This window comes from Pantoea sp. SS70, from assembly GCF_029866845.1.
In the GTDB taxonomy this organism is placed as follows: domain Bacteria; phylum Pseudomonadota; class Gammaproteobacteria; order Enterobacterales; family Enterobacteriaceae; genus Pantoea; species Pantoea leporis.
In genome coordinates, this window is record NZ_CP117200.1 from 489609 (window position 1) to 513590 (window position 23982).

Sequence of the window (23982 nt, forward strand, 5' to 3'; positions counted from 1 at the left end):
TGTGTTCCAAACCGATGACGCATTAAGACATAGCGTTAATAATTTAGCAACGAATATGTTTATTTATTTTAACCATTTAAAGACCTGGACGGCTGAACGGCCGGTTACGCTTTATCTTTGGCTGCGCTTTGCCGCGCCGATTATCACAAGGTGGTTTGTTATCTGCGTGGTGATGCTACTTATAGCAATAACAAGCAACTATAATCTCACCGGTTAAGTGGCTTGATCTGCTTTGTGAGCACATCAGCTTTTCCACTCCTTTTCGCGGCGGTGAATTTTAGAGGCATACATGATGCGAACTCTTCAGGCGGCCTGGTTGCTTACTCTGGCCCTGTTTGTCTGTTCCGCCTCGGCGGCCAACTCGATTAGCGATGGCTGGGAATGGCTCAAGCAGGACGTTTCACAAACCTGGCAGGAACCGCAGTATTACGATCTCTATCTGCCTTTCATCAGCTGGCATGCCCGTTTTGCTTACGATAAAGATAAAACCGATAACTACAATGAAACGCCTTGGGGGGGCGGGTTGGGCGTCTCGCGCATCAATGAAGACGGTAACTGGAGCGCGCTCTACGCGATGGCGTTTAAAGATTCCCATAACGAATGGCAGCCGATCATTGGTTATGGCTGGGAGAAAGGCTGGTATCTGGATCAATCGCGAGATTTTCGTCTCGGACTTGGGCTAACCGCCGGTATCACCGCGCGCGATGACTTCGCCAATTACGTGCCGCTGCCTATCGTGCTGCCGCTGTTCTCCGCTGGTTATAAACGTTTCAACGTGCAGTTCACCTATATTCCCGGCACTTACAATGACGGTAACGTGCTGTTTGCCTGGGTTCGCTATGCCTTCTGATTCCGTCAACGCGTTGCATAAAGATCGCATCAGCAAAGTGCTCAAGCGCGTAGCGTTAGGCTTGCTGGCCTTGCTGGTAATGTTCCTGGTGATCCGTGGTTATCAATCCGAACAGGGACCGCCGCTGCATCGCTGGCATACGTGGTCGGCGGATGAAATGTCGGTGGATGAGATCGATCGCGCCAGCTTCGCGGATTATCTGACGCGCGAAGCAGCGATTTTCCACGACATGAAGCTCAACGTGACCGACCAGCTTAGTGGCGATGATAAAACGGCGCTCAACCGCTTTAACGCGCAAAGCCCGGTTTATCCGGCGCGATTCGACACCGACTGGAATCGCTCTTATATCCTCGAGCCGGAAGGAAAAGCGAAAGGTGCGGTGGTGCTGCTGCATGGATTAACCGATTCGCCGTACAGCATGCGCTATCTGGCGCAGGCGTATCAGCAGAAGGGTTTTGTGGCGGTAGTGCCGCGGCTGCCGGGACACGGCACGGCGCCCGGCTCACTCACCAGGGGTGACTGGCAAATGTGGATGGCGGCAACCCGCTTAGCGGTGCGCGAAGCGACACGCCTGGCGGGTAGCAACGTACCTTTGCATCTGGTTGGATACTCGAACGGCGGCGCGCTGGCGGTGAAATACAGCCTCGATACGTTGCAAAATAACGCGCTGCGCAAGCCGCAACAGCTGGTATTGCTGTCGCCGATGATTGGCGTCACCGCCTATGCGCGGTTTGCTGGCTTAGCCGGCTGGCCCGCCATCATCCCCGGCTTCGCCAAAGCGGCGTGGCTGAGCATCATCCCGGAATACAATCCTTTCAAGTACAACTCGTTCCCGGTGCGCGCGGCGCGGCAATCGTGGCTGCTGACGCAGGCGATGCAGGATCAGCTGCTGCATGTGATTCGCGGCGGCAGCATGCCGGCGTTTCCTCCGGTGCTGACCTTCCAGTCAGTGCTGGATTCCACCGTCAGCACCCGCGCGGTGGTCAATGCGTTCTATCGCTATCTGCCGGATAACGGCAGTGAACTGGTGATGTTCGACGTCAACCAGGCGGCGAACTTGCGCGCGCTGTTCAGGCCCGCGCTCTACTCAGCGGTCAATAATTTGTTGCCGCCTGCGCCGCGCCGCTATGCCTCAACGGTCATCACCAACGCGTCACCGACCACCTATCAAACCGTGGCGCGCATTACAGCGGCGGATCAAACGAAAGAAATCGTGCGTTCGATGCATGAAGCGTGGCCGCAGGATACCTATTCGTTGTCGCACATTGCCGTGCCGTTCCCACTCAGCGACTCGCTGTATGGCCGCGAGCCAACGGAAAAGAATCGTTATGGCATTAGCTTTGGCACCATCTCGCTGCGCGGTGAAACCGCCAGCCTGATCGTTGGGCTGGATACGCTGATGCGCAACACCTCCAATCCGTTTTTCGATTACATGATGTTGCAAATCAAGGGGCGCATTGACTGCAGCAGTCAGAGCAATCTGCCGGCCTGCATCAAAGGGTTATGACTTTTTTCAGCCAGCCGCTGGCGAGGATCACTCTGGAGAGCAGCACCGAAGCGGCAAAGGTCACGGCAATCAGCGTCAGCTTAGTCGCCAGCGAGGTGATGGGAATCAGCGCGGTGAGCAGATGGAAAACCGAGTAGTGAAGAATATAGACGCCGGTCATGGTTTTGCTGATGGTCGCCAGAATGGTCTCTTTAACCGCCACATTGCGGCGAAAGCGCACCTGACTGGCGGCAATCACCAGCACCACCACCAGCAGATAAATCTGCGAGCCGGTGAGAATAAAGGCGTTGCGATCGGCTTTGAATAGCGCGAAGAAGAAGTGCTGCTCATAAAACCAGGTAAACAGATAGATAAAGGGCAGGGCGATCACCGCACCGCGCGCCACTTTTTTGCGCTCCATCCAGTCATTAATCAGCGGATCGCACAACAGCTGGCCGGTTAAGTAAAACAGCAGCCAGGTCCAGAGCCGATACTGCGGTTCAAGCCGGAACAGCGGGTCGTCCGGATGCAGCACCGCCAGCAAATCGTAGCCATATGAGAACGCCAGCAACGCAAACACCAGCGCAACGAACGCGCGCCGGTGCTGGCTAAGCCAGATCATCAGCGGGTGAAAACTGTAGATGATAATGAATGAGAAGATGAACCACGGCTGGATCAGGTAGCCGCGCTGATACGGTTCCCACAGGTAATAGACCGTCATCCAGAACAGAAATACGATCACCAGATTGCGAATCTTGCCTATCTGCCAGTTAACATCCTGCTCGGAACGGGCATCCATAATCCCGGCGACGACAAAAAACAGCGGCGTCGCGATGGTGGAGATAAAGGTCAGAAACGCCAGAATCCAGTGATAATCGTAATCGTAGCGATCCCAGGTGTTGTACACGGTGAAAAATGTCACCGCCGTCATACATCCCAGCGTTTTAATCACGTTAAGGCCGGTCACATTCATGATGCGCTAGCCACCGTTTGGCGATGGAAGCAGGCGTAAATCACCGGCAGCACCAGCAGCGTTAGCACCGTGGCAAAGCCCAGACCAAACATGATCACCACCGCCATGCTCTGGAAGAACACATCGCGCAATAGCGGCGCCAGCCCGAGCACGGTGGTGAAGGCGGTCAGCAGAATAGGGCGCAGACGCGAGGTAGCGGCGTAAATGATCGCGTCAGCCTGCGGCTTTACTAGCTTCTGCTGTTCAATCTCTTCGACCAGCACGATGCCATTGCGAATCAACATACCGCTAAGACTCAGCAGGCCGATTAACGCCATAAAGCCAAACGGAATTCCGGTGATCAAAAAGCCCGGCGTCACGCCAATCAGCGCCAGCGGCACCGTCAGCCAAATGGCGACGGCGTTTTTCAGCGAGCTAAACATCAGCACGGTGATCACAAACATCACCAGATAACCCAGCGGCAGCGAGGTAAACACGCCTTGCTGCGCTTCACTGGAGCTCTCCGCATCGCCGCCCCACTCAATGCTGTAGCCGTGCGGCAGCGAGATTTGCTCAATCTGCGGCTTCACGCGCGCCACAATATCGCCGGACGTATCGTTGCTGAGCGGATTCGGGTCGGCCTGCACGGTGAGCACGCGGCTGCGATCGCGGCGCAGAATCAGCGGATCTTCCCATTGCAGCGTAAAACCGCTCACCACGTTGCTGAGCGGGATATAATGCTGCTGGCTCTGGCTCCACACCAGCACGTTATTGAGATGATTGGCGTCCTGCCGCTCGCTGGCCGGTGGCCGCACGATAACCGGCAGCAGGTCAGCGCCTTCACGATACAGCCCAACGCGGCTGCCGGTGAAATTCATCTCCAGCGCGTTATCCACCTCCTGCTTATCGACGCCTAGCTCACGGCCCAGCGCCAGATTAAACTGCGGGCGAATTACTTTGCTGCGGTTTTGCCAGTCGTTGCGCACGCTGTCGGTGGCGGGATCGGCGGTGAGGATGTCGCCGACCTGGCTGGCGATCAGGCGCATTCTGTCAGGATCGGGGCCTTTGATACGCACCTCAATTGCGCTACCGCCCGAAGGACCAAACATCACCCGTTTGGTGCTGGCATTGACCTGCGGATACTGACGCACGATGTAGGCATCAATACGGTGTGACAGCGCGCCGATATTACGCTGATCGTCCATGCGCACCATGATTTGCGCATAATTGCTGTACTGACGCTGCCCGTTGTAAGTGAGGATAAAGCGCATACTGCCCTGGCCAATGGTGGTGACGGTAGAAACCACGCCTTGCTGCCCGGTAATCGATTTTTCAACGTCGCTGGCCATCTGCTCGGTGGCGTTGATATCGGTGCCGTACGGCAGCCAGAGATCGACGAAGAAGATCGGCGTATTGGCTGAAGGGAAGAAGTTTTGTCGTACCGATCCAAAGCCCCAAATCGCCAGCGCCAGCAGCACCGCCATCAGCGAAAGCGTGAGGGTTTTTTGCCTGAGCAACACCAGCAACATGCGCTGATAAAAGCGATAAAAACCGCCGTCATAAGGTGAAACTTCAGCCGCAGCTTTAGTAGGTTCCTGTGTTTTAAACAGCCACCATTTGATCAGCACCGGCGTGATGGTGAGCGCCGAGAACCAACTTAGCAGCAGGGAAATCAGCAATACCTGGAACAGCGATTTGCAGTACTCGCCGGTGGAATCCTGCGAAAGACCAATCGGCGCAAACGCCAGAATGGCGATTATCGTCGCGCCCAGCAGCGGGAAGGCGGTGCGGCGAATCACAAAGTTGATGGTGGTCATCAGCGGCGAGTTTTGCTGACGCGCGATCAGCACGCCTTCGACAATCACAATCGCATTATCCACCAGCATGCTCAGCGCGATAATCAGCGCGCCCAGCGAGATGCGCTGCAACTCAATGCCGCACAGATACATGATCAGCAGCGTGCCCAGCACATTGAGCGCCAGCGACAACGCGATGATAATGCCGCTGCGCACACCCATAAAGATCAGCAGCACGCCGACGACAATCGCCAGCGCCATCAGGAAGTTGGCTATGAAGCCATTCACCGAGTGCGCCACTTCGGCGGCCTGATCGTAGAACACGTTGATCTGAATGCCAGCCGGTTTTTCTGCCGACATCTGCTGCAGTTTGGCCTCCAGCGCGCGCCCGACATCAATGACATTCACGCCGGGAACAAACGAAATTCCCATGGTGACCGCCGGACGTCCGCTGGCGTGGTAAATGCTGGAGGGCGATTCACTCAGCCCGCGCGACAGCGAGGCGATATCGCGCAATCGGGTGGTGGCGTGATCGCCAGGCGGGCTGACCAGCAAGTCGCCCAACTCCTCGATGTTCTGAAACTCGCCGGTTGGATGCAGACGGATCGATTCCGTGCCGGCTTTGATGTCGCCCGCATTGGAGACCACGTTGAGTCGACTTAGCACGCTGGCGAGCTGCGGCAGCGTAATGCCGCGCGCGGCCATCATCGTTAAGGAGACATCGATATTAATTTGCTGTGGGATCACGCCGCCCAGCGCCACCTTGCCAACGCCCGGCACCAGCACCAGCTCACGCCGCAGCTGCTCCGCGTATTGCACCAATTCCGGGTTGCTGAAGTTGTCGCCAGAAATAGCGAAGAAGAAACCAAACACATCGCCAAAATCATCGTTAACGAACGGCGCGGCCACGCCGGGAGGAAAGAAACGCGCCGCGTCGCCGACTCTGCGCCGCAGTTCATCCCAGATTTGCGGCAACGCGTTGGAGTGGTAACGCGAGTCAATGTTGACGGTAATCTGCGACAGGCCGTTGGAAGAGATGGAGCTGACATTGTCCAGATAGGGCAACTGCTGCAGCGCATTTTCCAGTGGTAAGGTGACTTCCTCTTCTACCTGCTGCGCGGACGCGCCGGGATAATGGGTGACAACCACCGCGGTCTTAATGGTAAAGGCTGGATCCTCGAGACGGCCAATATTGAGCAGAGCAAAAATGCCGCCGACGCCCAGTAACAGAATCGCCAGCCAGACGCGGACCGGATTATCGATAAACTGCCGGGAGATATCCATTACAGCCCTCGCTCACGCGTCCAGATGCGTACCGGTTGCTGAGCATGCAGCTCGTTGACGCCAGCGGCGACCACGCGTTCACCGGCGTGCAGCCCGGCGGTGATCACCACGCCGCGATCGGTCACTTCACCCACGCTGACTTTGCGATCTTCTAACGTCAGCTGATCGCCGCTGCCTTGCACCACCCAAACATGCGGCTCGTTGCGCTGGCTGTTATCGGGATTGAATACCGCCTCCACCGGCACCACTAACGATTCGCGATTCACATTGGCGGGCAGATTGGCGAGGTTAATCGTCACCGTGCCACTGACGCCGCCCACCGCCGGGAAATCGGCCGGGCGCGGCATAGTTAAAATAATCTGCCACGTCAGCGAGTTGCTGTTACTGCTGCCGGTGTGCTCTTTGTACTCGGCCTGGAATTCGCGGTCCGGCAGCGAGTTGATGCGCACCACCGGGCGATAGGTCAGGTTGCGCATATCCAGCGCGGTAAACAGGTTTTCCGGCACGCTGAACACCACGTCGAGCAGATCGTTGCGAGTCAAGGTGGCGATGGTTTGTCCGGCGGCGACTACCTGATGATTGCGCACGTTAACCACGGCGGCCACACCGCTGAACGGCGCGGTTAGCGTCATCTGGCTTAACTCCTCACGGGCAATTTGCAGCGCGGCATTGGCCGCATCGCGGTTGGCGCGCTGCACGTCCATATCTGCCTGCGAAATCGCCTGTCGGCCGGAGAGCGTCTGGAAGCGGGCAAATTGCCGCTGGGCAAGCGTGGCGGCGGTCTGGCGCTCATTAACGCGCTGCTGCGCTTCCCGCGCCGTAAGCCTGGCGATGAGCTGGCCCTGCTCGATGCGGTTGCCCTGGCGAATATCCAGCGATTCAATCTGTCCTGCACGTTTGAACGACAAATCGGTGGAGTCGCCGGATTCAATGCGCGCCGGGAAGATACGTTGTTGAGATTCGCCGGACGCCACAACTTCAACGACTTTCACCATACGTGGCGGTGGCGTAACTTCTTGTGTTTTTTGATCGCAACCCGTTGTTAAAAATATAACAATGGCAGCCAGCGTAATATAACGAGTCACTGTTTTATCCTCAGCAACAACGAATCCATTGTTGGCAATAATGTGAGTGGATAATTTAATTACCAAGCATAGAGACAACCGCGTAGGTGAATAGTCCTACGGCGGAGCAGGTAACGATCGCAATGACAACATAAAGACTCAGACGGAGCAGGCTATAACCATACATCGTTGCCTCCATTAACCATGACCACAGAAAAATTGCGCCATCGCCTTAAAAGGTGAGAAGTATTAACAGGATGTTTTTGTTACCGATGAGCATAGACGCAGATGTCAAAAAAAGTAAAGCCTGATAGCTTGTAATATTTTTAATTAAATTAACCAGATTTAAATCTAATAAAACTGATTTTCATGGATATTTAATCCGCAATATCGATATAAAATATCAGATTAAAGTAACCTGAATATTGGCTTTAAATTACCCAGCCTTATGAATTATCACACTATATTTTTATTATTATCCGCGATCGGATAAGTCTGGTGAGATAAATAGTTTTCGCCTTAGGACTTTTATTGAGAAATGAATGCGTTGAATATCCCTGTGCTACGTTTATAGCGTTCATTTTACAAAAAACTTTCAATTTCGTATAGAAAATAGGGCTGCTCCATTACCGCTGAGCAGCCATTAACGACATATTTTTCAATCTGAAACGGACCGCTTCTTCCACCGGATAAGTCAGGTCTGATCTTTTCGTTCAATGGCGACTTGTTAAATACGGGATATCACCGCCTTGATTTCCGAAACAGGATTTGAGGAGAAAGCGATGAATACTGCTAAACCGGAAAGTACCTATTATCAACTTTCTGTCGATGAAACGCTGGCCAGTACGCAAAGTTCCACCGAGGGAATCAGTAGTGCTGAAGCGGCGGCGCGCCTAACACAGTACGGGGACAATGCCCTGCCACAGAAACCCGGCAAGCCGGTTTGGCTGCGTTTTCTCGCTCACTTCAACGATGTGCTGATCTACGTTTTACTGGCCGCTGCGCTGCTGACTGCCGTCATGGGACACTGGGTTGATACGCTGGTGATTCTCGGCGTGGCGGTGGTGAATGCCCTGATTGGCCACATTCAGGAGAGCAACGCGGAAAAATCCCTGCAAAGTATCCGCAATATGCTCTCCAGCGAAACGGTGGTGATCCGTGCGGGTAATCACGAGACGCTGCCCACCACCGCGTTGGTGCCAGGTGATGTGGTGGTGATCCGCGCCGGCGACCGCATCCCGGCGGATCTGCGCGTCATTGAGGCGCACAACCTGCGCGTTGAAGAAGCGATTCTGACGGGCGAATCCACCGTGGTCGAGAAGGGCACTGACGCGCTCATCGGCGAGCTACCGCTGGGCGATCGTACCAATCTGCTGTTCTCCGGCACCACCGTCAGTTCGGGCGGCGGCAAAGGGCTGGTGGTCGCTACCGGTGGCGCCACGGAACTTGGGCACATCAACCAGATGATGTCCGATATCGAAAAGCACCGCACGCCGCTGCTGGTGCAGATGGATAAACTCGGTAAAGCCATTTTCCTGATCATCCTGGCGATGATGGCCGCGCTGTTTGTCTTTAGTTTGCTGTTCCGCGATATGCCGGTTTCAGAGCTGATGCTGTCTCTGATTAGCCTTGCGGTGGCATCGGTTCCCGAAGGATTACCGGCGATTATCTCGATCATTCTGTCGCTTGGCGTGCAAACCATGGCGAAGCAGCAGGCGATCATCCGCAAGCTGCCTACCGTGGAAACGCTGGGCGCGATGACAGTGATCTGCTCAGATAAAACCGGCACGCTGACCATGAATGAAATGACGGTGAAAGCGATTATCACCGCCGATCAGATTTACCGCGTTGATGGCGTGAGCTATGAACCGGTGGGCGCCATCCATAAAGCCGATGACGCTGTGCCGGTGAAAGTGGCGCAAGGCTCGATCCTCGAGCGCTATCTGCGCACCATCGATCTGTGTAACGACAGCCAGCTGATTAAAGACGAAAACGGGCTGTGGAAAATCACCGGCGGCCCGACGGAAGGCGCACTTAAAGTGCTAGCCGCCAAAGGACATCTGCCTTCAGTCACCACCGAACTGCGCAATAAAATCCCCTTTGATTCGCAATACAAATACATGTCGACGCACTATCTGATTGGCGATGAAGAGTGCGTGCTGCTGACCGGCGCGCCAGACGTACTGTTCAGACATTGTCAGCAGCAGCAAACAGAAGCCGGATTGCAGCCGATCGATCTGCCGTGGTGGGAAGCCAAAATTGAGGAGTATGCGCGCGAAGGATTACGCATGGTGGCGGCGGCCTGGAAACCGGCCACGCCAGGACAAACTGAGCTGACGCATCAGGATTTGCATCAGGGCATGATTTTGCTCGGCATCGCCGGGATGATGGATCCACCGCGACCGGAAGCCATCACCGCGATTGGCGACTGCCTGCAAGCCGGCATTCGCGTCAAAATGATCACCGGCGACCATCCGCAAACTGCGATGAGTATTGGGCAGATGCTGGGAATCGGTAACGCCAGCACCGCCATCACCGGACGCGAGCTGGAAGTGATGGATGACCAACAATTGAGTGAGGCGGCGCAGGCGTACGACATCTTTGCCCGTACCAGTCCGGAAGATAAATTCCGTCTGGTGCAGGCGCTGCAAAGCAAAAAAGAGGTGGTCGGGATGACCGGCGATGGCGTTAACGATGCGCCCGCGCTGAAGCAGGCGGATGTCGGTATCGCCATGGGGATTAAAGGCACCGAAGTGACTAAAGAAGCTGCCGATATGGTGCTGACGGACGATAACTTCGCCACCATCGCCAGCGCGGTGCGGGAAGGGCGCCGTGTCTATGACAACCTGAAAAAGACCATTTTGTTCATCATGCCGACCAACCTCGCGCAGGGCTTACTGATCATCATTGCCCTGCTGGCCGGTAACCTCATTCCGCTGACCCCGGTGCTGATTCTGTGGATGAACATGGCGACTTCCGCCACGCTCTCCTTCGGCCTGGCGTTTGAAGCGGGTGAGCAAAATATCATGCGTCGTCCGCCGCGCGATCCCAAGCTGCATGTGATGGATGGTTTCGCCATCTGGCGCGTGATTTTTGTCGGTTCGATGATCGCCATCAGCGCTTTCGTACTGGAAGCCTGGCTACAACCGCGCGGCTATTCACCGGAATTTATTCGTACCGTGTTATTACAAACGCTGGTAACGGCGCAGTGGTTTTATATGCTGAACTGTCGTGTTTCCGACGGCTTCTCATTGAGCAAAGGTTTGCTGATGAATAAAGGCATCTGGATCGTCAGCGGCGTGCTGTTAGTTCTGCAATTGCTGATTATCTACGCGCCCTTTATGCAGCTGCTGTTTGGTACCACCGCGCTACCGTTACGTTACTGGATTATTACCTTGATCATTGGCTTCGTGATGTTTTTAATTGTCGAAATCGAAAAGCCATTAACGCGGAGATTCAGAATCAATTAATAGCGCGTGACATTCAGGCCGTTTCTCTTACGGCCTGAATGTTTTTCGTCACTTGACCTCAAACAAGGCCCAGCGCACAGGTTTTTCTCTATAATACATTTTGTATAGGATGAAGGATCTTAATAATGGGACTGAACGATTTTCCTTTATGGTCAAGGCTTTTGCGCGTACTGATAATTCTCGCCACGTTGACCATAATTCTCACCGGTATCTATCTGGCATCGGCATTAATTAATCAGGTGATGCTGTCATTGTTTCTGGCGATTATGCTCGATCCGTTAATCAGTCGGCTCGAAAGAAAACGCGTGCCGCGTCTGCTCTCATCGCTGCTGGTGATTGTGCTGCTGTTATTGGTGATTGTGTTCACCATCATCAAACTCACCGTATTAACCCCCGATTTAATCCAGCTGAGCCGTCAGGCACCGCAGTTACTGGCCGAACGCTTCGAGCCGGTGACGCAGACATTTAGTCATTTGGGCCTGGTTTTAACGCCCAACGACATGCTGGCGTTTGTTGATGCGGGTGCGGTGGTGCGCTTTGTCACGGGTTTTCTCACGCAAATACCCAGCATTCTTTCCTGGTGGCTGATGGTATTTCTGATGCTGTTTTTCATGCTGTATGAAATGAGAAATTTAAAAATCCTGCTACGTAAACAGGCCGAAGGGAAATATCAGCGCTATTACGTGGCGCTTGAAGAGGGCGTGCAAAGCGTTATCGTTTATGCTCAGGTTAAAACCCTGACCAGTATTGTCGGCGGCATTATTGTCTGGGCGGGCGCACATCTTCTTGGCTTGAAGTTCGCCTTTTTCTGGGGTGTGTTGATGTTTGTCTTCAACTATATTCCGGTGCTGGGTTCATTTATGGCGGCCATCCCGCCAGTGCTGCAAAGTTATATGCTGTACGATATCCAAACCGCATTGGTGGTCGCGCTGTTCTTTGTGGCGTTAAATTTAATCCTGAGTTCAGTCATTGAGCCGTTATTATTGGGTAAGCGGTTGAATATGGCGCTCACCACACAGCTGCTGGCGTTTCTTATCTGGCAATCCTTGTTGGGCATCATCGGCGCGATTCTGGCAATTCCGCTGACGTTTATGTTGAAAAAAATATTATTAGCGAGCGCGGGTAACGAAAAGCAGGGAGAGCATTTTCCAAAAAGGTCGCCATAAATGCCGTTATGCTTGTTTTTTTTCAATGGCGAATACGCTGGCCGGGGCCGCCTTTGGTCCGGCGGTCCTCGCGCCGCTTACGCGGTACCTTCATTTCGCTCGTCAGCCTGACGGACCGGCGGAGACGGGACTTCCTTGTCCCGGCTCCGCCTTTCGCCCGCGTCCTGCGGGCTCTCCTGGCTTCCTCGCTACATTCAGCGCTGCGGATTGCCGGCCCAAAAGCGGCCCCGGCCTGCTTCTTAGCTTCCAAGCGTGGTTTTGAAAACGGCTCAATTTCAAGATGCGTCAGAGCCCACACGGATAATACGGACTCAAGGCAAAATTTCACGCTCAAGACTTACTACCCCGATAAAAGGTTTGATACAGCACCGGCAACACCAGCAGCGTTAGCACCGTGGCGAATCCCAAACCGAAAATGATCACCACCGCCATGCTTTGGAAAAACACATCGCGCAGCAGCGGTAGCAGGCCGAGCACGGTGGTAAAGGCGGTGAGCAGAATCGGGCGCAGACGCGACGTTGCGGCATCAAGAATCGCTTGGTGTAACGGCTGATGCCGCGCCATCTGGTGCGTTTCCTCAATCAGCACGATACCGTTACGAATCAACATGCCTGACAAACTCAGCAAACCAATCAACGCCATAAAGCCAAACGGAATGCCGGTAAGCAGGAAGCCGCAGGTGACGCCAATCAGCGCCAGCGGCACGGTAATCCAGATCGCCAGCGCATCGCGCAGCGAGTTAAACATCAGCACGGTAATCACAAACATCGCGAGGAAACCTAACGGCAGCGAGCCAAGCAGGCCGCTTTGGGCATCGCGCGAACTCTCCAACTCGCCACCCCATTCCAGATGATAGCCGGCGGGCAACTTCAGCTGATCGATGGCCGGCTGCACGCGCGCCACAATCTCTGCGGCGGTGCGGCCGCTGGCTGGATCGGGATCGGTCTGCACCGTCAAGACGCGCATGCGGTCACGACGCATAATCAGCGGATCTTCCCATTCCAGCTGGAAATCGTTCACCAGATTGGCCAGCGGCACATAGCGCTGCTGCGTCTGACTCCACACCTGAATATTGCCAAGATGGTCGATATTCTGCCGCTCCAGCTCGGAAGTCTGCAGCATGATCGGCATCAGCCGCGAGCCTTCGCGCAGCAAGCCGACGCTATCACCGCTGAAGTTGATACGCAGCGCGCGGTCGATATCGCGCTTGTCCACGCCCAGCTCCTGACCGCGCAGCGGCGAATACTGCGGACGAATCACTTTACTGCGCGCCTGCCAGTCATGACGCGGCGGAAACGCGCTGCCCTCGGCGAGGAAAATGTCGTCAATCTGGCTGGCAATCTGCCGCAGCGTAATGGGATCGGGGCCGGTAATCCGCAGCGCAATGGCGCTGTCGCTGACACTGCCAAAATTGATGCGTTTGATGCGCTCCGTCACCTGTGGGAAGTGCTCGCCGATGTGCTGCTCGGTGTGCTGCGCCAGCATTTCCAGCTGCCTGGCGTCCTGCACGCGCACCATAATCTGCGCGTAATTACTGTACTGACGCGTCGCATCGTAGGTCAGCGTAAAGCGCATCGCGCCCTGACCAATGGTGGTCACGGTACTGCTGACGCCCGGCTGCTGGTTAATCCAGCCTTCAACCTCGCGCGCGGTTTGTGCGGTGTAATGGATGTCGGTGCCATACGGCAGCCACAGATCGGTGAAGAAAATCGGCGTATTGGAGGCGGGGAAGAAGTTCTGCTTCACGTAGCCGAAGCCATAGACCGAGGCGGCCAGGCACGCGGCCATCAGCACTAAAGTAGTGATGCGGAAGCGCAGCAGCGTGGTGAGTACGCGGCGATACAGGCGAAACACCACGCCTTGATACGGCTGTGCGTCTTGCTTGCTGATCGCCTGGCGACCATCCATCCACTGCACGAACACCGGCGTCAGCGTCAGCGCGGTGATCCAGCTGAGCAGCAGAGAAATCAGCAGCACCTGGAACAGCGATTTACAGTATTCGCCGGTGGAATCCTGCGATAAACCAATTGGCGCGAAGGCGATGATGGCGATCACCGTGGCGCCGAGCAGCGGCAGCGCGCTGCGTTTTACCATCTGCCTCATCGCCTGCTGCAACGGCTTGCCGCGCTGGCGATCAACCTTGATGCCTTCCACCACCACGATGGCGTTATCCACCAGCATGCTGAGGGAGATAATCAGCGCACCCAGCGACACGCGCTGCAGCTCAAGCTTAAACAGATACATGATCAGCAGCGTGCCCAGCACATTGAGCGCCAGCGAGGCGGCGATCACCATGCCGCTGCGGACGCCCATAAACAGCAGCAGCGTGCCCACCACAATCGCCAGCGCCATCAGAAAGTTATTGATGAAACCATCCACCGACTGCTTCACTTCCTGCGCCTGGTTATAAAACACGTTCAGATCGATGCCGAGCGGTTTGGCCTGCTGATGCTGCTGAATTTTGGCGCTTAACGCATCGCCGACATCAATCACGTTGACGCCAGGCGCAAAGGAGACGCCCATCGCCAGCGCGGCGTTGCCGTTGGCGTGATAGAGATTGCCCGGCCGTTCGGTAACGCCATGGCTGAGCGTGGCGATATCGCGCAGCAACACTTGCTGGCTGCTGCCGGGCGCAGAGATTGGCAGCGCACCGATCTCATCCAGTGACTGAAACTCGCCGGTCGGATGGAAACGAATCGCTTCATTGCCGAGGCGAATCTGGCCCGCATCGGAGACGGCATTGACGCTGTTGAGCAAAGCGGCCACGCGCTGTGGCGTCACGCCCAGCGCCGCCATCTTCTGGCTGGAGAGCGTGATATTCACCTGCTCCTGCTCAATACCGGCAATCGCCACTTTCGCCACGCCGGGCACCAGATTCAGCTCACGCCGCAATTGATCGGCGTAGGTGCGCAGCTCGCTGTTGGTGAAGTTCTCGCCGGAAAGGGTAAAGAAGTAGCCGTAGACATCGCCAAAGTCGTCATTTACCAGCGGCGCGCTGACGCCGGGTGGAAACTGGCGCGTGGCATCGTCAACGCGGCGACGCAATTCATCCCACACCTGCGGCAAGTCGTCGGCGCGATAGTGGCTATGAATCGTAACGGTGATCTGCGACAAACCGTTGCTGGAGATCGAACTGACGTTGTCGAGCGATGGCAAGCGCTGCAAGGCGTTCTCCAGCGGCAGCGTGACTTCCTCTTCCACCTGCTGCGCCGACGCGCCGGGATAGTGCGTCACAATCACCGCCGATTTAATGGTGAAAAGCGGATCTTCCAGACGACCGATATTGAGCAGCGCAAAGATGCCGCCCACGCCCAGCAGCAGGATCACCAGCCAACTGCGAATCGGGTATTTGAGAAACGGTTCCAGCAGGCGCATCACAGACCTCGCTCGCGTGTCCACAGGCGCACCGCCTGACCATCACGCAGATCGCTGACGCCCGCGACCACAATGCGATCGCCCACTTGCAGGCCGGAGAGAATTTCGATGCCCTGCGCATTGAGTTTTCCCACCACCACCGGCTGCTGCTGAACGTTAACCACATCACCTTCACCGCTGATCAGCCACACGTAAGGCTGATTCGGCAGGCTGTGATCCGGGTTAAACACCGCGTTGGCCGGCACGCGCAGCAGCGGCGTGCCATCGGAAGTGGGCAGATTATGCATCTGCACTTTCACCGTGCCGCTCAGTCCGCTGACCTGCGGTAAATCCGTCGGACGCGGCATCGTCAGCACCACTTGCCAGGTTAGCGTGGCGGCATCAGCTGCTGCGCGATGCTCTTTATATGCCGCGCGAAACGTGCGGCCCGGCAGCGCATTCAGACTGATCTCTGGCTGATAACTCACGTTTTGCACGTCAAGGCTGGTGAACAGGTTTTCCGGCACGCTGAAAATCACATCCAGTACATCGTTGCGGCTGATCACCGCCACCGTTTGTCCGGCGGTAACCACCTGATGATTTTGTGAGGCCACGCTGGTGACGATGCCGTCAAACGGTGCGCGCAAGGTGTGATAATCCAGCTCCTGTTTGGCGATGTTGAGCGCCACGGCGGCGGAGTCGCGATTGGCCTTTTGCACATCCATATCTGCCTGCGAAACCGCACTGCGCGTGGCCAGCGCACTGAAGCGCTGATACTGACGATCCGCCAGCTGGAATCTGTTCTGCTGATCGTTGACGCGCAGCTGCGCATCGGTATCGATCAGTCGGCCAATCACCTCGCCAGCCTTCACATGGCTGCCTTCACGCACCTGCAACTGCGCCAGCCGCCCGGTACGCTTAAACGCCAATTCGGTGTAATCGCCCGCCGAAATACGCGCTGGAAATACCCTGACTTTCTCTGTGGTATTTTCCGTCAGTGTTAGCGCTTTAATTACGCGAGGTGCGCTGAGTTCATCACCGCTTTTATTGTCACAACCGATCAAAACCAAACAAATTACAAGTGCGCCCAGCACTGGCCAATTATTCATGCCCCTGCCTCAATAAGAAAGAAAGGGCGGAAATATGCCATTGCCTGAAAGAGGGAATAATGACCCTCCGCAAAATAAGGGTCATTAGGTGGAAACAATTATGTGCGTTTAAGGTTGGTTTAATTTAGCGATATCTGGCGAAATCAATTATGCCACCATGCGCGAAACCACATGATAAGAGAGTAAGCCGATGGCGGTAGCTGATGATACTGCAATGATAATAAAGGAAATGATTATCGGTATTGTCAGGTTGTGTAATTTATTCATAATAATTCCCCCTATGATTAATACATTTCGAGATGAAACTAAAATTAATATGCGTCATGCATCTTTCTATTTGCGTTTAAATAATAACATTGCGCAATCAGTGCTATCACTATTAGCATCACACTTCTGAATCAGTAAAAACATGACCACGGTCAGTATGCTTTGGGAAAATATAATTAAAATGTGGTTTTTATTTTCGCACGCTTTTTTATTTTCAATTCACTGTCACGGGGTTAATTATGACCGTTATTCCTATTCAGCCAAAACGTCCGGAAGCATCCGCGCGTCCCTATTATCAGCAGGATAACGCCGCCGTGTTTAAAGCCATCAACAGCTCACCCGCGGGGTTGAGCAGCACCGACGCACAGCAACGACTGGACGCCAACGGGCCGAACGTGCTGCCGCAAAAGGCGGAAAAATCACTGCTGATGCGTTTTCTGGCGCATTTCAAAGATGTACTGATTTACATCCTGCTGGCGGCGGCGGTGATCACCGCGGTGATGGGCCATTGGGTGGATACCTTTGTGATTCTCGGCGTGGCGGTGATCAACGCCCTGATCGGCTTCATTCAGGAAAGCAACGCCGAAAAGCATCCAGAACATGATGTCGAGCGATGCCATGGTGCTGCGCGATGGCCAGCAGATCACCGTCGCTACACAGCATCTGGTGGTCGGCGATGTGGTAATGCTGCGTCCTGGCGATAAGATCCCGGCGGATTTGCGGCTGTTCGAGGTACATAACTTGCGTGTCGAAGAGGCGATTCTGACCGGCGAATCCACGGTGGTATCAAAGAACACCGTGGCACTTGAAGGTGAAAAAGGGCTCGGCGATCGCCTGAATCTGGCCTATTCCGGCACCACCGTCAGTTCAGGTACCGCGCTGGGCGTGGTGATCGCCACTGGCGGCGACACCGAGCTGGGCCACATCAATGCGATGATCTCCTCGATTGAAGAGGCGAAAACCCCGCTGCTGGTGCAGATCGACAAACTCGGAAAAGCCATCTTCGGCATCATCATGTTGATGATGGCGGCGCTGTTTGTGTTTGGTTATCTGCTGCGCGACATCGCGGTGACGGAGCTGCTGCTGTCGGTGATCAGCCTCGCGGTAGCGGCAGTGCCGGAAGGTTTACCGGCGATTATTTCGATCATTCTGTCGCTTGGCGTGCAGTCGATGGCACGCAATCACGCCATCATTCGCAAGCTGCCGACGGTCGAAACGCTCGGTGCCATGACGGTGATCTGCTCGGATAAAACCGGCACGCTGACCATGAACGAGATGACGGTGAAAGCGGTGGTGCTGGCGAACAGCCAGTGGCGCATCAGCGGCAACAGCTATGAACCCAAAGGCGAATTTACCCTTGACGCGGGTCAACAGAGCGATGCGCTGATGCAGGGCTTCCTGCAGGTGGTGGATATCTGTAACGAAAGCCAGCTGCGTCAGGATGCCAATGGCAACTGGGGCATTGTGGGTGGCCCAACCGAAGGGGCGCTGAAAGTGCTGGCCGCCAAGGCGGGCATTAAGAGTGACAAGGTGCAGATCCTGAGCAAGCTGCCGTTTGACTCGGCCTACAAATACATGGCGGTGAGCTGCCTGATTGATGGCAAACCGTGCCTGCTGATGACCGGCGCGCCTGATGTGTTGCTGTCGCTGTGTCAGCAGCAGCAGGGTGCTACCGATGCGGAAGTGATTGATCGCGAATATTGGGAAGCGGCGATCACCACCTACGCCAGCGAAGGGTTGCGCACGGTTGCCGCCGCGTGGCGCTGGCTGCCGGAAGCGCAGCACCACATCGATCATGAGGATTTACGCAACGGCATGAAGATGCTGGGCCTGGCGTGCATGATGGATCCGCCGCGTCCGGAAGCCATCACCGCGATTCGCGACTGCCAGCAGGCAGGGATTCGCGTGAAGATGATCACCGGCGATCACCCGGAAACCGCGATGGCGATTGGCCAGATGCTGGGCATTGGTAACAGCGATTCTGCCATCACCGGTTACCAGCTAGAGCACATGGACGATGCCGAGTTGGGCGTGGCGGCGCGTGAATACGACATTTTTGCCCGCACCAGCCCCGAGCATAAGCTGCGTCTGGTGAAAGCGCTGGAGAGCAGCGGTGAAATCGTCGGCATGACCGGTGATGGCGTCAATGATGCGCCCGCGCTGAAGCAGGCCAACGTCGGCATCGCGATGGGCATCAAAGGCACTGAAGTGACCAAAGAGGCGGCGGATATGATCCTCGCCGACGACAACTTCGCCACCATCGCAGCTGCAGTGAAAGAGGGCCGACGCGTCTACGATAACCTGAAGAAAACCATTCTGTTTATCATGCCGACCAACCTCGCGCAGGGATTGCTGATCATCATTGCGATTCTGATGGGCAACCTGCTGCCGCTTACGCCGGTACAGATTCTGTGGATGAACATGGCGACCTCTGCAACGCTGTCGTTTGGTCTGGCATTTGAACCGGCAGAGCGCAACATCATGCGCCGCCCGCCGCGTAACGCACGCAGCCCGGTGATGGACGCTTACGCCATCTGGCGCGTCATCTTCGTCGGCCTGCTGATTTCGATTAGCGCCTTTGTGCTGGAAGCCTGGCTCCAGCCGCGCGGCTACACGCCGGAGTTCATCCGCACCGTGCTGCTGCAGATGCTGGTCACCGCGCAGTGGGTTTACATGCTGAACTGCCGTAACAGCAACGGATTCTCGCTGGATGCCGGTTTGCTGAAAAACCGTGGCATCTGGCTGGTCACCGTGGTGCTTATCGCGCTGCAGGCGATGATTATCTATGTTCCCTTGATGAATACGCTGTTTGGCACCGCGCCATTGCCGTTCAAATACTGGCTAATTTCGCTGGCGGTGAGCGCCGGGATCTTTGTGCTGGTGGAGATAGAGAAGCGCCTGACACGCGGCTGGCGCCTGGCACGTTAACGTAAGTTGGCTGGCGCCATGCCAGCCAACCCTTTTTCATTCAGCGGAAGACGCTGATTCACGCTGCATCACCAGACTGAGCGCAGCGGGCAACACCGTCAGCGTCATCAGCGTTCCCACCAGCAATCCACCAATGATGGCGTAGGCCATCGGCCCCCAAAACACCTGATGCGAGATGGGAATCATGCCTAAAATCGCGGCGCAGGCGGTGAGAAGAATCGGGCGGGCACGATGCTCAGCCGCTTGGCTTACTGCATCATTGCGCGACATGCCAGCACGCAGATCGCTATCGGCTTCCATGATCAGGATCACCGCGTTGCGGATGATCATGCCAGCCAGCGCAATCATACCGAGCAGGGCGACAAATCCCATCGGCGTGCCGCTGGGCAGCATTGCCAGAACAATGCCAGGCAGTCCAAAAGGCGCCATCGCCAATGCCAGCAACATGCGCGATACGCGTTGCAGCTGCACCATCAGCAGTATCAGCATGACAAACAACGTCACCGGCAAAACGGCAAACACTGAGCCGTTACCTTTATCCGATTCGGCAACCGTGCCCTCTTCATCAAGGGTGTAACCCGGCGCTAATCCGGCACGCAGCTGCTGGACATCTGCGCTGAGCTGCGCGGATGTGGTCTCCGCTTGCATGCCCGCCGCTACATCAGTTTGTACAACCACATAGGGAAAACCCTGGCGACGCCACATCACCGGATCCTGCAATCCCCACAGCAGTGTCGCAACCTGGCCGATGGCAATCTTCGCGCCTGACGCCGTGGTCAGTTTCAGCGCAGCGAGGCTGGTTAAATCCAGCCGATCGTCATCGTTGGCGCGCAACACCACATCAACCAGCCGGTTATGATCTCTCACGGTCGTCACGCTTTGACCGGACCACACGCGGTTCAGCAGCTGCGCGATATCCTGTGAAGAGACGCCAGCCGCGCGGGCTGCGGTTTGGTTCACCGCAAAGGTGATGACGCGTTCCGGCTCGCCTGCGGTCAGGTTTACGCTGCGCGTCGCGTGGGATTGCCCGAGGATGCTGGCCAGCTTTTCCGCATACTGTTTCACCCGCTCGTAGTGCGGCCCGCTGATGCGATAGCGGATCGGCCAGCCAACCGGCGGACCCAGTTCCAGCGGCGATACGCGCGTCACCACATCGCTGAAATCGCGTGCCAGCAGGCGATCGAGTTCAGCTTTCAACCGATCCCTCGCCGCCAGATTTTTGGCTACCACGACCAGCTGGGCGATGTTTTCATCATCGTTCAGCACGTCCATCGGCAGATAAAAACGCACGGCGCCGCTGCCGCTATAGGAGGAGAAATGGTCGATATTGGTGTTGCCGCTGAGTTTCGCTTCGAGCTGTTCTACCACGCTTAAGGTGCGCGCCTGCGAGGCGTTCGCCGGCAGCGTGAGGCTGACCAGCAGCTCCGGGCGATCGGATGCCGGGAAAAACTCGCCCTGCAGGTGGCTCATGCCCCAGATGGCGAGCAGCAGCGATGCGCCCGCCAGGCCGAGCGTCAAGCCCCGATGGCGTAACACCTGTGAAACCAGACGGCGATAGAGGCGCAGCAACCAACCGGGCTCAGCGTGCGGTTTACCTGGCCTTGATGACAGGATCCAGCTGCCGGTCAGCGGAGAGAACAGCACCGCAACGACCCAGGAACTGAGCAGCGAAATCAGCACCACCACAAACAGCGAGTAGCAATACTCCCCCGCGCCGGACGCGGCGAAGCCGACGGGAATGAAACCGGCAATCATCACCAGCGTGCCGGTGAGCATCGGAAATGCGGTGGTTTCAAAGGCTACTGTAGCGGCGCGCCAGCGGGAATCACCGGCTTCGAGTCGGGCGACCATGGTCTCCACCGCGATCATCGCATCATCCACCAACAACCCCAACGCGATGATCAGCGCGCCAAGGGAAATGCGTTGCAGCCCAATGCCCGCCAGCATCATGCCGGTAAAGGTCATCGCCAGCACCAGAGGAATCGCCGCCGCCACCACTAAACCGGCACGTAGCCCGAGCGAGACGAAAGAGACGGCCAGCACGATAAAGATGGCTTCACCGAGCACCCGCACAAATCCGCTGACCGCGTCGCTGACCACCCGCGACTGATCCGCTACTTTCGTTACCTCAATTCCGTGCGGCAGTTGGCTGGCAATCCGCGACATTTTGTCCGTTAACGCGTGGCCAAAATCCAGCATATTGCCGGTCGGCGCCATGGAGATCGCCAGCCCAATCGCTGGCTTACCGTTGACGCGATAAAGCGGCGTTGGCGGTTCCGCCGCCACACGCGTCAGTGTGACGATATCGGTCAGGGGAATGTAGCGATCGTTGATATGCAGCGTCACGGCGCGCAGGCTCTGTTCCGAGTTGAAGGCACCGCTGACGCGCAGCGCGATGTTATCGCTGTCGGTGCGAATGACGCCTGCGGGTGACAAGGCATTCTGCGCCTGCAAGGCATCGGTGACCTGTTGCAGGCTCAGGCCCATTCCCGCGAGCGTGCGCGGAGAGAAGCTCGCCACAATCTGCTCCTCCTGCACGCCGAGCAACGCAATTTTGCCGACATCCGGTACGCTCATCAGCCGATCGCGAATCGACTCAACGCGATCGCGCAGTTCACGTGTGCTGAATCCTTCAGCAGTAAAACCGTAAATCGTGCCAAAGGTATCGTCAAAATCATCATTGACCGCCGGTGCCGCAACGCCCGCAGGCAGCGCGGAGCTGACATCCTGCATTTTCTTGCGTACCTGATACCAGATGTCCTGCACTTTGCCGGGCGGCGTGCTGTCGCGCAGATTGACAAAGATAACGGTTTTACCGGGATGCGTTTCGCTCTGCACGTAATCCAGATAGGCCACTTCCTGCAGCTTTTTCTCCAGCGGTTCAGTCAGCAGTTGCACCGTATCGTCGAGATCGGCACCGGGCCACTGCGCGGAGACCACGGCGGTTTTGATGGTAAAGGCGGGATCTTCGTTGCGCGGCAGCGCCTGATAGCTGAGCACGCCAGCGCCAAGGATCATCAGCATCAGAAAAGCCATCAGCTGTTGATGAGCCAGCGCCCAGGCGGAAAGGTTGAATTTATCGCGAGCGGAAGGTTCACTCATGGCTGCTCATCTCCCCGCGCAACCGCTTCGCCATCGCGCAGTGTGCTGACGCCTGCCGTGACCACGCTTTCGCCTGCCGTGAGACCACTGGCGATATAGACTTCGCTGGCGGTGAAGCGGGAAATCACCACCGTGCGGCGTGTGACCTTGCCGCGCTGCGCATCCAGCACAAACACCGCCGGCTTGTCCGCCAGGCGCGTCAGCACGGATGCAGGAAGGATAAAGGTGCGGGGATCGCTCTCCGGTAGTGCCACGCTGACGCTGGCGCCCAACAGCATCGCTGGCGGTGGATCGTCTAGCGTTAATCGAACCCGCCAGGTCCGCGTTTGCGGATCGGCCTGCGGGCTAATATCGCGCAGATGCGCCTGCGCGGCGATCGCCGGTGAAGAGAGCAGGGACACGCGAAAGGCATCGCTGGGGAGCGAGGAAAATGCTGCCGGGAAAGGCACATCCAGAACCACATCCCGCCGCGCACCGCTTGCCAGTGACATCACCGTTTGACCGGTGCTCACGACCTGTCCGGCAGAGGCGCTGACGGCGGTGATCACGCCGCTAAAAGGAGCCGTCAGCTGCGTCCAGCGTAGATTTTCCTGCGCGCTGTTGAGTGCGGCTTCGCTGCTTTGCAGGTGCGCCGCAGCGGATTGCCAATCGGATTGCGCGCTGTCGAGCTGCGCCCGTGCAATCGCACCGGAAGGCATCAACTGTTTCATACGATGTAGATTCAGCGCCGCAACGCGTTCAGCTGCCCGCGCGCTGTCGGTGTCCGCCATCGCGCTGCGTAACGCATTGGCGGTAGTGCTGCTCTCTAACGTTGCCAGCACCTGACCGGCGTCAACACGATCGCCCACTTCGGCAGGGCGCGTCAGAATCCGCCCATCCAGCCTGAAACCCAATGATGTTTCGTCGTGGGCATGAATATCGCCGATCATCTGCACCTGTTGCCCTTGCAGGGCGGGCTTCACGGTGATGAATTTTACCGGTCGGGGAGGCGCGGGTGGTAAGGGATCGCGTGGCCCGCAGGCAGTCAGCGACAAGGCGATGGCCACCATGCAGGGCAACAATGGCAGCAACGTTATCAGGCGTTGTGCATCGATAAGATGGTCGGCGGCCTGTTTGACCAGGCCGGTGAAAGAGTCAGTCATGGCGCCACTCCG

At 56.5% G+C, this 23982-nt stretch carries 11 protein-coding genes and 1 pseudogene; 5 read left to right on the plus strand and 7 right to left on the minus strand.

What is annotated here, in order from left to right; all coding sequences use genetic code 11:
• Positions 1-289: 289 nt before the first annotated feature.
• Together pagP and PO881_RS21910 are read left to right on the plus strand one after the other, a co-directional pair.
• Complete coding sequence (gene pagP, locus PO881_RS21905) at positions 290-850, plus strand: lipid IV(A) palmitoyltransferase PagP (RefSeq protein ID WP_280172985.1); 561 nt, start codon at positions 290-292, stop codon at positions 848-850.
• Entirely contained in the window at positions 840-2357 is a 1518-nt protein-coding gene (locus PO881_RS21910; protein WP_280172986.1) for an alpha/beta hydrolase, read from the plus strand. Before pagP ends, PO881_RS21910 begins: the two co-directional genes overlap by 11 nt.
• Here the strand turns inward: PO881_RS21910 and PO881_RS21915 are convergent.
• From PO881_RS21915 to PO881_RS21925, 3 genes are read right to left on the minus strand one after another with little or no spacing between them, the layout of a single operon-like run.
• Positions 2344-3309 (minus strand): acyltransferase family protein, encoded by a 966-nt coding sequence (locus PO881_RS21915; RefSeq protein WP_110867118.1) that lies wholly within the window; start codon positions 3307-3309, stop codon positions 2344-2346. The genes PO881_RS21910 and PO881_RS21915 overlap by 14 nt on opposite strands.
• The gene (locus PO881_RS21920) at positions 3306-6368 is read right to left on the minus strand and encodes an efflux RND transporter permease subunit (protein WP_280172987.1); all 3063 of its coding nucleotides are present in this window, start codon (positions 6366-6368) and stop codon (positions 3306-3308) included. Before PO881_RS21920 ends, PO881_RS21915 begins: the two co-directional genes overlap by 4 nt.
• Positions 6368-7453, minus strand: coding sequence for an efflux RND transporter periplasmic adaptor subunit (locus tag PO881_RS21925; RefSeq protein ID WP_280172988.1), 1086 nt, complete (start codon positions 7451-7453; stop codon positions 6368-6370). The genes PO881_RS21920 and PO881_RS21925 overlap by 1 nt, the downstream gene beginning before the upstream one ends.
• 761 nt (positions 7454-8214) lie before the next feature.
• Here PO881_RS21925 and PO881_RS21930 point away from each other — a divergent pair.
• Both PO881_RS21930 and PO881_RS21935 read left to right on the plus strand, forming a co-directional pair.
• Positions 8215-10902, plus strand: coding sequence for a cation-transporting P-type ATPase (locus PO881_RS21930; protein ID WP_280172989.1), 2688 nt, complete (start codon positions 8215-8217; stop codon positions 10900-10902).
• A 125-nt stretch (positions 10903-11027) separates the two neighbouring features.
• Positions 11028-12068 (plus strand): AI-2E family transporter, encoded by a 1041-nt coding sequence (locus PO881_RS21935; RefSeq protein ID WP_280172990.1) that lies wholly within the window; start codon positions 11028-11030, stop codon positions 12066-12068.
• Between the two features lie 330 nt (positions 12069-12398).
• On the opposite strand, the gene PO881_RS21940 is transcribed toward PO881_RS21935, so the two are convergent.
• A complete protein-coding gene (locus PO881_RS21940; RefSeq protein WP_280172991.1) occupies positions 12399-15443 on the minus strand; it encodes an efflux RND transporter permease subunit in 3045 nt (1014 codons plus the stop codon).
• Entirely contained in the window at positions 15443-16531 is a 1089-nt protein-coding gene (locus PO881_RS21945; RefSeq protein WP_280172992.1) for an efflux RND transporter periplasmic adaptor subunit, read from the minus strand. The genes PO881_RS21940 and PO881_RS21945 overlap by 1 nt, the downstream gene beginning before the upstream one ends.
• A 506-nt stretch (positions 16532-17037) precedes the next feature.
• Between PO881_RS21945 and PO881_RS21950 the strand changes: the two are divergent.
• Positions 17038-19726: pseudogene (locus PO881_RS21950) on the plus strand (cation-transporting P-type ATPase).
• A 36-nt stretch (positions 19727-19762) separates the two neighbouring features.
• On the opposite strand, the gene PO881_RS21955 reads toward PO881_RS21950, so the two are convergent.
• Both PO881_RS21955 and PO881_RS21960 read right to left on the minus strand, forming a co-directional pair.
• A complete protein-coding gene (locus PO881_RS21955) occupies positions 19763-22828 on the minus strand; it encodes an efflux RND transporter permease subunit (protein ID WP_280172993.1) in 3066 nt (1021 codons plus the stop codon).
• Positions 22825-23970, minus strand: coding sequence for an efflux RND transporter periplasmic adaptor subunit (locus tag PO881_RS21960; protein ID WP_280172994.1), 1146 nt, complete (start codon positions 23968-23970; stop codon positions 22825-22827). Before PO881_RS21960 ends, PO881_RS21955 begins: the two co-directional genes overlap by 4 nt.
• Positions 23971-23982 lie beyond the last annotated feature (12 nt).

Bases quoted from the DNA above. Each gene is read 5' to 3' on its own strand.
- pagP (WP_280172985.1), top strand. From the start codon at position 290: ATGATGCGAACTCTTCAGGCGGCCTGGTTGCTTACTCTGGCCCTGTTT.
- PO881_RS21910 (WP_280172986.1), top strand. From the start codon at position 840: ATGCCTTCTGATTCCGTCAACGCGTTGCATAAAGATCGCATCAGCAAA.
- PO881_RS21915 (WP_110867118.1), bottom strand. From the start codon at position 3,309: ATGAATGTGACCGGCCTTAACGTGATTAAAACGCTGGGATGTATGACG.
- PO881_RS21920 (WP_280172987.1), bottom strand. From the start codon at position 6,368: ATGGATATCTCCCGGCAGTTTATCGATAATCCGGTCCGCGTCTGGCTG.
- PO881_RS21930 (WP_280172989.1), top strand. From the start codon at position 8,215: ATGAATACTGCTAAACCGGAAAGTACCTATTATCAACTTTCTGTCGAT.
- PO881_RS21935 (WP_280172990.1), top strand. From the start codon at position 11,028: ATGGGACTGAACGATTTTCCTTTATGGTCAAGGCTTTTGCGCGTACTG.
- PO881_RS21940 (WP_280172991.1), bottom strand. From the start codon at position 15,443: ATGCGCCTGCTGGAACCGTTTCTCAAATACCCGATTCGCAGTTGGCTG.
- PO881_RS21945 (WP_280172992.1), bottom strand. From the start codon at position 16,531: ATGAATAATTGGCCAGTGCTGGGCGCACTTGTAATTTGTTTGGTTTTG.
- PO881_RS21955 (WP_280172993.1), bottom strand. From the start codon at position 22,828: ATGAGTGAACCTTCCGCTCGCGATAAATTCAACCTTTCCGCCTGGGCG.
- PO881_RS21960 (WP_280172994.1), bottom strand. From the start codon at position 23,970: ATGACTGACTCTTTCACCGGCCTGGTCAAACAGGCCGCCGACCATCTT.